Raw genomic sequence first — 13013 nt, 5'->3', positions numbered from 1 at the left:
TTATCTCTCTGTGTGGCATTCGAGGGCGGAGAGTGGTGTCACCTGGTGGGAAGTGCATCACCGGCATTGATCGCCGGCGACGTTTTTCCAGTGGCTCCAGATGACATTCGACTGATTTGTTGAGAAAAATTCCCGGAAACCCCGCGGGTACTCCGGGCGTCACACCACCGTGTGGCGGAGAACGCCGGGATGCCCGCGCCACAGGCGCTTTCGCCTGTCGTGTTCATCCGGTAGATTTCCCGGTAACCGAACAGTCGCGGTTACTCCACAACATCCCCGCGTGGCTTCGGTGTTCTCCCCGCACCCCCTGTTCACTTGTGCACCTTCAGGTGCTCCGTGCCCGGAAGCAGCGATTGACGATCCTCCTCGGAACGAGAAAAGGAGACGGCGTGACCCCCACGGGCGTCCTTGAACCGACCGGCCCGAACCGCGCCCTCAACGGCACCGGATGGCTGGACAGCCTCCTCTCCACCCCGGTGACCGCCACCGTCGAGCGCTCCCGCCCCCTGCGCGACATCGACGGCTACGAGCACCGGCCCAACCCCCTGCACGCCCGCACCACCGCCGAGTTCCTCCTCACCATGCGCCGCTACGTGGTGTGGGCCGGCGACTGGTCCTACCGGGAGCTGGAGTACCTGTGCGGCGGAGCCGTCAAGCACACCACCTTCCGCCAGGTCCTGGAGGGCGACCGGCTGCCCCGGTACGTGTTCCTGATGGCCTTCGTCACCGCCTGCGCCGGTGAGGACGAGGCCGAGCGCCGGCGCTGGGTCACCGCCTGGCACCGCGTCCAGCGCTCCGGCGGGCGCTGACCGCGCCCGTCGACCCGTGCCGCCCCAGCCGGGCTCCGCACCCCGGTCCGCGCCACCGCCGACGCCCCCCGGCCCGTCGTTCCCGCGGCCGCCGAGCCCCGCCCCGGCACCCGCCCACCCGCTCCCGCTACCGTGGGCCCGTGCCCGCCGTCACGGATCCCCCCGGCCTCCGGCCCTACCAGCGCGAGGCGCTGGAAGCCGTCGCCGCGCGCTGGGACGCCGGAGAGCGGCGCACCTGGATCGTCCTCCCCCCGGGTGCGGGCAAGACCCTCGTCGGCCTGGCGGCCGCCCGCCGGCTCGACCGCCGGACCGTCGTCCTCGTGCCCAACACCGCCATCCAAGGACAGTGGATCCGCACCTGGGACTCCCTGCGCTCCGGAGGCGACGACCGCACCGCCGGGACCGACCGCGACCTCTCCCACCACACCACCGTCCTCACCTACCAGTCCCTGGCGGTGTTCGACCCCGACACCGAGACCGACGAGGAGGGCGGCGGCCGCACCTCCGTCCGCGACCGGCTGCACCCCAACGGCCGCGCCCTCGTCGACGCGCTGCACGGGGCCGGTCCCCTCACCGTCCTGCTCGACGAGTGCCACCACCTGCTCCAGGTGTGGGGGCGCCTGCTCGCCGAGGTCCTCGACGAGCTTCCGGACGCGCACGTCATCGGGCTGACCGGCACCCCGGCCACCGACCTCACCGCGGCGGAGCGGGCCCTGGTGGACCGCCTCTTCGGCGAACCCGTCACCGGTGCCTCCATCCCCGCCCTGGTCCGCGACGGATACCTCGCCCCGTTCGCGGAGCTGGTCTACCTCACCGCGCCCACGCCCACCGAGCTCGCCTACCTCAAGGACCAGGGCGAGCGCTTCTCCCGGATGTGCGACGAGCTGCTCACCCCGGGGTTCGCGACCACGGACCTGCTGCCCTGGATCGACGCCCGGTTCGTGCACCGGGACGCCGCCGAGGGCGGCCGCGTCCCCTGGGCGCGGGTCGCCGCGGCCGAACCCGCCCTGGCCGACGCCGTCCTGCGCCTGCACCACACCGGCCTGTGCGATCTGCCCGAGGGGGCCCGGCCGCTCGAGGAGCACCGCCGCCCGCCGACCGCGGCCGACTGGATCGCCCTCATCGACGACTACGCCAGGCGCTGCCTTCCCCCGGACACCGCATCCGAGCGCGACCGCCGGGCCCGCGAGCGCCTGCGCGCCTCCCTGCCCGCGATCGGCCACCACCTCACCCGCAACGGCGTCCGCCGCGGTGTCTCCCCGGTCGACCGGGTACTGGCCCGCAGCGACTCCAAGGCGCACGCCACCGCCGAGATCCTCGCCGCCGAGGCCGCGGCCCTGGGGGAGCGGTTGCGCGCCCTGGTCCTGTGCGACCACGAGCACGCCTCCTCCCGGCCGCCCGTCGCCCTGCGCGGCATCCTCGACGCCGACGCCGGGTCGGCCCGTCTCCAGCTCACCACCCTGGCCGGCGACCCCCGGACCGACCTCCTCGACCCGGTGCTGCTCACCGGCCGCACCGTGGCCATGGCACCGGGGACGGCCATGCTCTTCCTGGAGTACGCCCGGACCGAACTGCCCGGCGCGGACCTGGCCGCCGTCGACCGCCCGGACGGGCTCTGCGACATCGTGGGCCCCTGGTCGCCGCGTGTCCGGGTGGGCGCGGTGACCCGGTTCTTCGAGTCCGGCGGCTCCCGTGTCCTGGTCGGCACCCGCGCCCTGCTCGGCGAGGGCTGGGACGCGCGCGGCGTGAACACCGTCGTCGACCTCACCACCGCCACCACGCCCACCGCCGTCGTCCAGAGCCGGGGCCGGGCGCTGCGCCTGGACCCGGACCGGCCCGACAAGACCGCGCACACCTGGACGGTCGTGTGCGTCTCCGGCGAGCACCCGCGCGGGGACGCCGACTGGGACCGGTTCGTCCGTAAGCACCAGGGGTACCTGGGGGTCGACGCCGACGGCGAGGTGATGGGCGGTGTCGCCCACATCGACCCCTCCCTCTCCCCGTACGCGCCGCCCGCCGACCCCGAGGAGCTGAACCGGCGCATGCTCGCCCGGGTCGGCCGCCGCGACCTCACCCGCGAGCGCTGGCGCATCGGTGAGCCCTACGAGGACTTCCTGCTGCCCACCCTGCGGGTCCGGGGCCGGCGCACCCCCGCCGTCCGCGGTGCGGACGTCGCCCTGCCCGACCCGCCCCGGGTACTGCCGGGGCGCCGGGGTGTGTGCCCGGCGGGCACGGGCCCGTCCGACCCGCTGCCGGGCGGGTTCCCTGTCGCCGCCCTCCTCCTGTCGGCCCTCACCGCACTGCTGGTCCTGTTCTCGGCGATCGCGTCGCCCTGGTCCCTGCTCGCGGCGGCGGCGACCGCCGCCCTGGTACCCGTCGCGCTCCGGGTCCGCGGCGCCGCCCGCCTGCGCCGGGCCCGCGAACTGCTCGCCGAGGCGGCCGAACCCGACGACGCGGTCCGCTACGCCTGCGCGGTCGCCGAGGCCCTCCGGGGAACGGGCCGTTCCACGGCCGGCGCCGCCGGGGTGCGGGTCCGCGTCGACACCGACGGCGTCTACCGGTTCACCCTCTCCGACGCCGCCGAGGATTTCGCCACCTCCCTGGAGGAGCTGGTCGGTCCGGTCGTCGGCGAACCCGGGTACGTGATCCCCCGGCCGCTTCCGCCCGCGGCCACGGACGCGAACGCCCGCGCCCTCCTCGACGGGACGCTGCCCGAGAACCCGGTCGTCCACCACGTCGTCCCGGCTCTGTTCTGCCGCAACCGCACCCGCTTGGAGGCGTTCGAGGCCGCCTGGGGGCACTGGATCGCCCCGACCTCCGCGATCCGCACCTCCACCGAACCGGGGGCCGCACTATTGGCCGCCCACTACGGCGCCTCTCCGCTGGAGGGCACCTCCACGGCACACCGTCTCACCTGGTCCTGATCCCCGGCGCTTCACCCGGGCGACACCGGCCGTTCGGGCCCGCCTGGTTGGCTTCCGCGGGGCGCGTCCGCGCCCGTCCCCCGGAAGGAACCACCATGCGCAAGACCACGGCGGTGGCGGCGGCCCTGTCCGTCGCCCTCAGCGGCGCGGCGGCCCACGCCGACGAACGCGCCGAAGGAGCCCCCCTCACCCCGCTCGGCACCTACTCCACCGGTGCCTTCGACCAGGCGTCCGCCGAGATCGTCGCCCACGATCCGCGCAGCCAGCGCCTGTACGTGGTCAACGCCCTGGCGGCCACCGTCGAGGTCCTCGACATCTCCGACCCCGCCGCCCCGGTCAAGCTCTTCGACCTGGCGGCCCCGGGCGTCCCGGCCGCCGACGGCTCGGTGGTGGAGGAGGGCGCGGTCGCCAACTCCGTGGCGGTCCACGGCGACACCGTCGCCGTCGCGGTGGAGGCCGCCGACCGCACCGATCCGGGCTGGGTGGTCTTCTACGACACCCGCGGCAACGCCCTCAACGCCGTGCGTGTGGGCGCCCTGCCCGACATGCTGACCTTCACCCCGGACGGGCGCCTCCTCCTGGTCGCCAACGAGGGTGAGCCCGACGACGACTACACGACCGACCCCGAGGGCTCCGTCAGCATCGTCAGGGTGAACCGCCGCCCGGCCGCGGTCACCCAGCGGGACGTGCGCACCGCCGACTTCCGCGCCTGGGACGGCGACCGGGAGCTCCCCGAGGGCGTCCGGGTGTTCGGCCCGGACCTGTCCACCGGCGAACCGGGCACCCCGGGCCGGGTCGCCCGCAGCCTGGAGCCCGAGTACATCGTCGCGGACACCGCCCACAGCGCCCACGTGGTCCTCCAGGAGGCCAACGCGTTCGCGGTCCTGGACCTGCGCACCGCCGAGGTCACCGACATCGTCCCCTTCGGCGTCAAGGACCACCTGGAGCCGGGCAACGAGCTCGACCCCTCCGACCGCGACGGCGGCGTCGACCTGCGCGGCGTCCCCGTGTACGGCATGTACCAGCCCGACGGCTTCGACATGTACCGCCACCGGGGCCGCTCCCTCCTGGTCACCGCCAACGAGGGCGACGTCCGGGACTGGGACGGCTACTCGGAGGAGGCCCGGGTCAAGGACCTCGAGCTGTGCGAGGACTCCCCGCGCCTGCAGCCCTACCTCGACGCCAACGGCCTCACCACCGCCGACCTCCAGCGCGACGAGAACCTCGGCCGCCTGACGGTCTCCGCGGAGGAGGGCCTGCGCGAGGGGGAGGACTGCCACGACGAGCTGTACTCCTTCGGCGGCCGCTCCTTCTCGATCTTCACCACCGACGGTGAGCCGGTCTTCGACTCCGGTTCCGAGTTCGAGCGCGTCATCGCCGAGGAGAACCCGGACTTCTTCAACTCCAACCACACCGAGAACAGGCTCGACGCCCGCAGCGATGACAAGGGCCCCGAGCCCGAGGGCCTCACCCTCGGAAAGGTCGGCGGCCGCGTCTACGCCTTCATCGGCCTGGAGCGGGTCGGCGGCATCATGATCTACGACGTCACCGACCCGGCCGACGCCTTCTTCGTCGACTACGTGAACAACCGCGACTTCTCCGCGGAGCCGGGCACCCCCCAGGCCCTGGACCTGGGTCCGGAGGGCCTGGTGTTCATCCCGGCCGGGGAGTCCCCGATCCCGGGCACACCGGTCCTCGTCGTCGCCAACGAGGTCTCCGGCACGACGACCCTCTTCCGCGTCGACCTGTGACCCCGCGCCGGGTGCGGGCCCCGCGGCCCGCACCCGGTCAGGCCCCGCGGCGGGAGGCGGCGGAGGCCATGCCCAGCCAGGTGTGCGGATTGCCCTCCCAGCACCAGCCAAGCTTGGGCGCCCGCTGACCGATCCACAGGGCCGGGACCCGGCGGTCGCCGCAGCGGGACCCGCCCAGGGAGAAGCACTTGTTCTTGACCAGGACCTGCGGGAACTGCGTGATCAGGGCGATCCCCTCCTCGATGGTGAGCGTGCTCCGGTCCCGCGAGTCGATGACCGCCATGGCCTCGGCGGGCACCGCGCCGCAGAACTCCTCCCCGCGTTCGACGCCGAACACCAGGTAGGCGCCCCCGCCCGGCACGGCGGCCGCCGGGGTGGCCGTGAACCGCTCCAGGGCCCCGGGCTCGAAGGAGCGGTCCACGAAGCCGGGTTTCCTTCCGCCGGGCAGCGAGGTGCGGGTCACCGCCCACTCGACCGGCGCCGCGAGGCGGGGGAGCACGAGCAGGAACGGCACCCGGCCGGACCCGGGGTCGCCCGGGTCCGCGCCGTGCTCCGAGGCGACCGCGCGCAGCGGTGCGAGCATCTCCTCGAACCGCTCCTCACCGAGCCCCGCCCGACCGGGGTAGCCGAGGTCGACCAGGGTGCGGACCTGCCGGTCGAACTCGGTACCCGCGTCGAAGGTGTCCTGTTCCATGGTGTCGTCTCCTCACTCGTGCGGATGGTCGGATGCGCGGGGGCGGGGCCACGGCTCACCGTCCCCGCTGGAAGCGGGTGCGCCGGTGCCCGTGCCGGTCGGCTCCGGGGTCCCGGCGCCCGCGGGACCGGTGCCCGGGTTCCCGGCGGGTGCGGAGGGGGTCCGGGCGGGACGCGTCGGGCGGGGTGAGGGGCGGCAGGGCCCGGCCGGCGGTCCCGGGGGCGGAGAGGGTGATCCGGACGTTCATGGGCTGCTCCTCGGTGGTCGGTTCGGAGGTGCGGGGGGAAGAGGGGGAGGCCGTCGCGCGGCGCCGTGTCGTCATGGGGGTCGCCTCCTGTCGGGGTTCGTTCGGTCGGGGGTGGGGGAGGGGACGGTTCAGGCGAGCAGGTCGGCCAGGACCCGGGAGGTGCCGGGCCGGCGCGGCTTGCCCATCGTGGAGAACTTCAGGCCGCGCCGGTGGTCGGACCTCTCCACCGCCCGCATCGTGCCGATGCCCCCTCCTGGACCAGGTCCGGCGGCGGCCGTCCTCCCGCCGCGTAGCGCCCGGCGATCGGGACGACCAGGCGGAGGGCGGCCTCGACCATGTGGCTCCGGGCCCGCAGGCCGTCCTCGGCCAGGCCGCGCAGCCGCTCCGCCTCGGCGGGGGTGTCCCCGCCGGAGTCGAGCCGCCGCCGGGCCGCCCTTCCGGCCTCCAAGCGCTCGCCCGGCTCGAACTCCTGCTCCGCGGTCAGCAGCGGGGTGCGGGAGATCCGCTGGGGGTGGTGCGTCAGCGTGCCGGTCGTGATCGACATACCTGCTCCCTTCGGTCGGCGCCCCGCGGGGCCGACCCCCCTCGTTGGCGTGACCTAAACTTAGGTCGAACCAAGAAATATGTCAACAACAAATTTTGGTCGGATCTATGTATGGTGGTGTCATGAGCGAGCAGAACATCGGGCTGAGAGCCCTCAAGAAGCGCCGGACCAGGGAGAACATCTCCAACACGGCCACCCGCCTGTTCCTGGAGCGCGGCTTCGACAACGTGACGATCGCCGAGGTCGCCGCCGCCGCCCAGGTGTCGAAGATGACCGTCACCAACTACTTCCCGCGCAAGGAGGACCTCGCCCTGGACCTGCGGGACGCCTTCGTGGGCGGCCCCGTCGAGACCGTCCGCGGGCGCGGGCCCGGGGAGTCGGCCCTGGCCGCGCTGCGCCGCGCCCACCTGGCCGCGGTCGCCGCGCACGACCCCGTGATCGGCTTCTCCGGGCCGGTGTTCGCCCGGATGATCACCGACAGCCCCGCCCTGGTGGCCCGGCTGCGCGAGTTCCACGACGAACGGGAGAGGGCGCTGGCCCCGGTGCTCGCCGAGGAGACCGGTGCCGCGGCCGGGGACATCCGGCCCCGGGTGGCCGCGGTCCAGCTCATCGGCGTCCTGCGGCTGCTGTTCGAGGAGGTCCTGGCCCTGACGCTCGACGGGCGCGACAACGACGAGATCGCGCGGACCGCCGCGGGACACGCCGACACCGCGTTCGGCGCCCTGGAGCCCTCGCTCGCCGACTACGCCGTCCGCCCCGCCCCCTGACCGACCGGTTCCCGGGGCCGGGTCGGGACCGGTCAGGAATCGAGAAGCGGGCCCCGGGGAGCCGGTCTATCTTGATCGTCATGGACCTGACGATTCACACCAGCTTCCTTCCCCACGACGACCCGGACGCGTCCCTGGCCTTCTACCGCGACGTCCTCGGCTTCGAGGTGCGCAACGACGTCGGCCAGGGACGGATGCGCTGGATCACCGTGGGCCCGGCCGGACAGCCGGACACCTCGATCCTCCTGGCGCCCCCGGCCGCCGACCCCGGGATCAGCGAGGACGAGCGCCGCACCATCGCGGAGATGATGGCCAAGGGGACCTACGGCTGGATCCTGCTGGCCACCCGGGACCTCGACGGGGTCTTCGACAAGGTGCAGGCCCTGGACGCCGAGGTCGTCCAGGAACCGACCGACCAGCCGTACGGCATCCGGGACTGCGCCTTCCGAGACCCCGCGGGCAACCTGATCCGCATCCAAGAGGTCGGCTGAGCCCGACACCGGCGGAAAGGAGCCCTCCCATGTGCCGTCCCGCCTGGGGCAACGCCCGCGCCGAGGCGCAGCGCCTGGCCGACCTCGCCCTGATGCGCCGCGTCCGGGACCGGATCGACCGGGAGTACGCGCAGCCGCTCAACGTCGAGGCGCTCGCCCGCGGCGTGCACATGTCCGCGGGCCACCTCAGCCGCAGCTTCCGGCAGGCCTACGGGGAGTCCCCGTACTCGTACCTGATGACGCGCCGCATCGAACGCGCGGCGGCGCTGCTGCGCCGCGGCGACCTCAGCGTCACCGAGGTCTGCTTCACGGTCGGCTGCTCGTCCCTGGGCACCTTCAGCACCCGTTTCTCCGAACTGTTCGGGATGTCGCCCAGCGCCTACCGGACCGCGGCCGCGGGCTCCGCGGAGGGGCTGCCCCAGTGCGTCGCCAAACAGGTCACCCGACCGGTCCGACACGGGGGGACGCCCCCCGCGGAGCTTCCCGGCACCTGAGGGCCGACGGACTCCGCGCCCCGCACCGACACGAACGACGGGCCCCGAGGGGCCGGCACCGGCCTGGGAAGAGGAACACTTGACGGACACACCGCCGCGCAGCCTCCGGGAGAGGCTCCGGGACACCCGCGCGAGACTGGAGGGCGACGTCGACCTCTGGCTGGCGACTGCCGGAGAGGGCGGAGCCCACCTCGTCCCGCTCTCCTACCTGTGGGACGGCCACACGCTGCTGGTCTCCACGTCCCTCGCCTCCCCCGCCGGCCGCAACCTGTCGGCCGACGGCCGGGTCCGGATCGGCCTCGGCCCCACCCGCGACGTCGTCATGATCGACGGCACCGCCCAACGGGTCGACCTCACCGGCCTTCCCCCGGGGACGGGCGACGCGTTCGCGGAACGGACCGGGTTCGACCCGCGCGACCTGGACGGGTACGGCTACTTCCTGGTCCGGCCGCACCGCGTCCAGGCCTGGCGCGAGGTGAACGAGATGCCGGGGCGCACCCTCATGCGCGACGGGCGCTGGCTCGACGCCGCCCCGGACCGCGCGGTCAGCTCCGGCTGAACGCCTCCGCCCCGTCCTTCCACACCTGCCGCACCATCGACGGCAGCAGCGCCAGCTGCTCGGCGCCGGTCAGCTCCCCGTCGAGCACGACCGCGTCGGCGGCGTGGCCCGGCGCGAGCCTGCCGACCTCCGCGTCCCGGATGAGCTCCCCGGCCACCGACGTGCCGGCCCGCAGCACGTCCTCCAGACCCATGCCCAGGTCGGCCAGCAGCGCCAGCTCCTGGAGGTTCGCCCCGTGCGGGCCCACCCCCGAATCGGTGCCCATGGCGACCTTCACCCCGGCGGCGATCGCCTTGGCCACCGACTCCCGGTGCGTGTCCACCACCCGGCGGGCCTTGTCGACGACGGCCCGGGTGAGCCCCGAACCCGGCAGCTGCGCCCGCTCGATGACCGCCAGCGGGGCGGCCAGCGTCGGCACGAGGTAGGCGTCCCGGTCGAGGAAGAGCCCGATCGCCTCCTCGTCCAGGTAGATCCCGTGCTCGATCGAGCGCACCCCCGCCCGCAGGGCGCTCTTGATCCCCTCGCTGCCCTGCGCGTGCGCCATGACGTATGTGCCCTGCGCTGCGGCCTCCTCCACGATCACGCGGATCTCGTCCTCGGTGAACTGGGAGTGCCGCGGGTCGTCGGCGGGGGAGAGGACGCCGCCCGTGGAGCAGATCTTGATCTGGTCCGCACCCGCGCGCAGGATCGTGCGCACGGTCCTGCGCACCTCCTCGACACCGTCGGCGACCCCGGAGGGGCGCCCGGGGTGCGGCGCCAGCATTGGGCCGTCGGCCCGGAGGGCAGCCGCGGGTCGCCGTGCCCGCCGGTCTGGCTCATGATCGTGACCGCGATCCGCAGCCGCGGCCCGGGGATGACCCCGGACTCCACGGCGACCTTGGCGCCCAGGTCGGTGCCGCCCGCGTCCCGCACCGTCGTCACCCCGGCCTCCAGTGTGCGCTTCAGGTGGGCGGCCGAGTTGTAGAACTGCAGTGAGAACGGCTCGGCGAAGGCGTTGAGCGAGCCCGCCTGCTGCGTCGTCATGTGCACGTGGAGGTCGATGATGCCGGGCACGACCGTCTTCCCGGTCGCGTCGACCGTGTGCGCCTGCGGGTGCGCGGCGGCCAGGTCCCGGCCGACCCCGAGCACGGTGTCCCCGGCGAACGCGACGTCCGCCCTCGGGTGGAAGGCCTCGCCGTCGAACACGCGGGCTCCGGAGATGATCACGGTGGCTGGTGTGGACATGTCTCTCCCTGGGTTCCCGCCGCATCCGAGGGGTCGCGCGCCCGTGTGCGACGGGGGTCACACGGACGGCGTGGACCCACGCTCTCGCACCACCCTCCCGCAGCCGCGTGCAGGGGTGGCCCAAGGCGGCGCCGGCAGACCGGTCAGGAATCGAGAAGCACCGCCCGGGGCCCGCTCCTAACGTTGTGCACATGACGAACATCGCTTCCATCACCCTCGCCGCGGCCGACACCGAGGCCGCCGACCGCTTCTACGCCGCCGTCGGCCTGGGGGGCCGGGTCCGGGCGCGCACCGCCGCCGAGCCCTCCACGGGCTTCCGCGGGTTCACCCTGTCGCTCGTCACGTCCCAGCCGGCCGACGTCGACGCCCTCGTCGAGGCCGCCCTCGCCGCCGGCGCCACCGCCGTCAAGCCCGCGACCAGGTCGATGTGGGGCTACGGCGCCGTCCTCCAGGGCCCGGACGGGGTGGTCTGGCAGGCGGCCACCTCGGCCAGGAAGAACACCGGGCCGGCCACCCGGGACATCGACGAGGTCGTGCTCCTGCTGGGCGTCGAGGACATCGCCGCCACCAAGAGGTTCTACACGGGGCGGGGCATGACCGTCTCCAAGAGCTTCGCCCGCTCCTACGCCGAGTTCGACGCGGGCTCCGGCGCCGTCAAGCTCGCGCTCTACCGGCGCCGCGCCCTCGCCAGGACCGTCGGCGTCGCCCCGGAGGGCACCGGCCCGCACGGCCTGTTGATCGGCGGCGGCATCGGCGCCTGCACCGACCCGGACGGCTTCGCCTGGGAGGCCGCCGCCCCGGCCCGTACCCCCTGACCCGGCGCGCAGGCCCCGCAGGGCGTCCCGCTCCGGCGACCGGCTGTACTGCTCCGCGGCTTCGACGGGGGCGGCGCCGATCCCCCTCCCTCCACTCCCGGTCCGGCCCAGGACTCCACGGGTCCGCGCCGGGGCCGTGCCCATCGGTGGATCCACGCGTTCTCGCCCGGCGGCGGCGAACGGCGTCCAGCACTCCTTGTCCGGCCGGTGGGCCCGTCCTAGCCTTTCCGGCATCATCGGGCTACTCGGAGGTCGTCACACGGATGAGTTCTCGCACCCCCCTGCGCGCCGGCGCGGCCGCGACCGGGCTGGCCGTCGCCTCGGTCCTGCTCCTCGCCCAGCCCGCCCGGTCCGAACCCGCCGGCGAGTCCGCCGACGGACCCGCCGCGACGGTGTCCGGCCCGGTCCCCGTCACCGACGACTCCTACCCGTTCATGTCCGCCGACGGACCCCCGGCGCCCCCGATCGAGGCGGGCGAGCCCGTCGAGGCCGACCTCGACGCGTACGGCTACGTCGAGGAGGAGTTCCTCCTGGAGGGCACCGCCGAGCATCGCGACCCCGCCACCGGCGAGGTGACCGGCACGTCCCCCTACACCACCCGGATGGTGGTCCGCCGCCCCGAGGACACCCGCGACTTCAGCGGCACCGCGTTCCTGGAGTGGAACAACGTGAGCTTCGGGCAGGACCTCGAGATCGACTGGTTCCTGTCCAACGACTACTTCATGCGGGAGGGCCACGTCTGGGTCGGCCTCTCCGCCCAGCGGGTCGGGGTCGACGCGCTCCGCGCGTGGGACCCCGAGCGCTACGGGGACCTGAGCGTCGGCGGCCGCGAACTCGCCGACGCCCCGGCGTTCGACATCTACTCCCAGACCGCGCGGACCCTGCGTTCACCGGAGGGCGTCGACCCGCTGCCGGGCTTCGACGTCGACACGGTCATCGCCACCGGCCACTCCCAGTCGGCCAGGTACCTCATCGGCTACCACAACACGGTCCACCCCGCCCACGGGGCCGTCGACGGCTTCATGATCCACGGAGCCCCCGGCGACCTCGCCGAGGGCACCACGCCGGTCATGCGGCTCATGGCGGAGACCGACGTGCGGCTGCGCTCCCAGAGCCAGGAGCCGGACTCGGAGTTCTACCGCCGGTGGGAGGTGGCCGGGACGTCGCACGTCGGCTCCCACGAGTACCTGACCTTCGCCCCGCTGATCGCCCGCGAGAACCCGGGCACCGGGGCACAGCGGTGCGACCGCCCGCCGCTGAGCCGGATCCCGTTCCACCACGTGCTGAACACGGCCTACGACCACATGGTCGACTGGATCGAGGACGGCGAGGCGCCCCCGGCCGCTCCGCGACTGGAGTGGGCGGACGCCACGACCCCGAGCCGCGACGAGCACGGCAACCGGCTCGGCGGGATCCGCCTGCCCGAGCACGAGGTCGCCACGGCGCTCAACCAGGGGACGAACACCGGCGACCCCTTCTGCGTGCTGATGGGCGCCCACGTGCCCTTCTCCGACGAGACCCTGCAGGAGCTGTATCCGCGGCGCGGCGGGTACGTGCGGCTGGTGAACCGGGCCGTGAACGGCGCACGGCACGACGGGTACCTCCTGCCGGAGGACGCCCGGGCGTCCCGCGTCGCCGCCCTGCGGACGGACCACCCGTGGTGGTAGCCCTGACCGCCGGGACCTGACGGCTCC

At 74.1% G+C, this 13013-nt stretch carries 14 protein-coding genes; 9 read left to right on the top strand and 5 right to left on the bottom strand.

All coding sequences use genetic code 11. From position 1 onward, the window contains the following. Positions 1–389: 389 nt before the first annotated feature. From ACSUPR_RS15395 to ACSUPR_RS15385, 3 genes are all read left to right on the top strand, one after another. Positions 390–809, top strand: coding sequence for a hypothetical protein (locus tag ACSUPR_RS15395; RefSeq protein WP_436885310.1), 420 nt, complete (start codon positions 390–392; stop codon positions 807–809). A gap of 140 nt (positions 810–949) precedes the next feature. Then, complete coding sequence (locus tag ACSUPR_RS15390) at positions 950–3733, top strand: DEAD/DEAH box helicase family protein (RefSeq protein WP_436885309.1); 2784 nt, start codon at positions 950–952, stop codon at positions 3731–3733. Positions 3734–3828: 95 nt separating this feature from the next. After that, the gene (locus ACSUPR_RS15385) at positions 3829–5484 is read left to right on the top strand and encodes a choice-of-anchor I family protein (protein WP_436885308.1); all 1656 of its coding nucleotides are present in this window, start codon (positions 3829–3831) and stop codon (positions 5482–5484) included. A 37-nt stretch (positions 5485–5521) separates the two neighbouring features. Here the strand turns inward: ACSUPR_RS15385 and ACSUPR_RS15380 are convergent, their stop codons facing one another. The 3 genes from ACSUPR_RS15380 to ACSUPR_RS15370 form a co-directional block, all read right to left on the bottom strand. Further along, a complete protein-coding gene (locus ACSUPR_RS15380; protein ID WP_436885307.1) occupies positions 5522–6178 on the bottom strand; it encodes a DUF5701 family protein in 657 nt (218 codons plus the stop codon). Between the two features lie 55 nt (positions 6179–6233). Then, complete coding sequence (locus ACSUPR_RS15375; protein ID WP_436885306.1) at positions 6234–6500, bottom strand: hypothetical protein; 267 nt, start codon at positions 6498–6500, stop codon at positions 6234–6236. 121 nt (positions 6501–6621) lie between these two features. Beyond that, positions 6622–6969 (bottom strand): sigma-70 factor domain-containing protein, encoded by a 348-nt coding sequence (locus ACSUPR_RS15370; RefSeq protein WP_436885305.1) that lies wholly within the window; start codon positions 6967–6969, stop codon positions 6622–6624. Positions 6970–7091: 122 nt separating this feature from the next. Between ACSUPR_RS15370 and ACSUPR_RS15365 the strand changes: the two genes are divergently transcribed. From ACSUPR_RS15365 to ACSUPR_RS15350, 4 genes are all read left to right on the top strand, one after another. Beyond that, complete coding sequence (locus ACSUPR_RS15365) at positions 7092–7736, top strand: TetR/AcrR family transcriptional regulator (RefSeq protein WP_436885304.1); 645 nt, start codon at positions 7092–7094, stop codon at positions 7734–7736. Between the two features lie 80 nt (positions 7737–7816). Further along, a complete protein-coding gene (locus tag ACSUPR_RS15360; protein ID WP_436885303.1) occupies positions 7817–8227 on the top strand; it encodes a VOC family protein in 411 nt (136 codons plus the stop codon). Between the two features lie 29 nt (positions 8228–8256). After that, positions 8257–8721 carry a helix-turn-helix transcriptional regulator gene (locus ACSUPR_RS15355; RefSeq protein ID WP_436885302.1) on the top strand — a complete coding sequence of 155 codons (465 nt, stop codon included), beginning with the start codon at positions 8257–8259 and terminating at the stop codon, positions 8719–8721. 79 nt (positions 8722–8800) lie between these two features. Then, positions 8801–9280: a pyridoxamine 5'-phosphate oxidase family protein gene (locus ACSUPR_RS15350; protein ID WP_436885301.1), complete on the top strand. Its 480-nt coding sequence runs from the start codon at positions 8801–8803 to the stop codon at positions 9278–9280. Here ACSUPR_RS15350 and ACSUPR_RS15345 read toward each other — a convergent pair. Then, positions 9267–9977: an amidohydrolase family protein gene (locus ACSUPR_RS15345; protein WP_436885300.1), complete on the bottom strand. Its 711-nt coding sequence runs from the start codon at positions 9975–9977 to the stop codon at positions 9267–9269. The two genes, ACSUPR_RS15350 and ACSUPR_RS15345, sit on opposite strands and share 14 nt — an antisense overlap. Next, on the bottom strand, positions 9860–10504 hold the full coding sequence (locus ACSUPR_RS15340; protein ID WP_436885299.1) for an amidohydrolase family protein: 645 nt from the start codon (positions 10502–10504) through the stop codon (positions 9860–9862). Before ACSUPR_RS15340 ends, ACSUPR_RS15345 begins: the two co-directional genes overlap by 118 nt. A gap of 191 nt (positions 10505–10695) precedes the next feature. Between ACSUPR_RS15340 and ACSUPR_RS15335 the strand changes: the two genes are divergently transcribed. Together ACSUPR_RS15335 and ACSUPR_RS15330 are read left to right on the top strand one after the other, a co-directional pair. Further along, positions 10696–11319: a VOC family protein gene (locus tag ACSUPR_RS15335; RefSeq protein WP_436885298.1), complete on the top strand. Its 624-nt coding sequence runs from the start codon at positions 10696–10698 to the stop codon at positions 11317–11319. Positions 11320–11582: 263 nt separating this feature from the next. Continuing rightward, entirely contained in the window at positions 11583–12986 is a 1404-nt protein-coding gene (locus ACSUPR_RS15330) for an alpha/beta hydrolase domain-containing protein (protein WP_436885297.1), read from the top strand. Positions 12987–13013 lie beyond the last annotated feature (27 nt).

This window comes from Nocardiopsis dassonvillei (assembly GCF_964273065.1).
Lineage (GTDB): Bacteria > Actinomycetota > Actinomycetes > Streptosporangiales > Streptosporangiaceae > Nocardiopsis > Nocardiopsis dassonvillei_B.
This window is presented reverse-complemented; position numbering and strand designations above follow the sequence as displayed.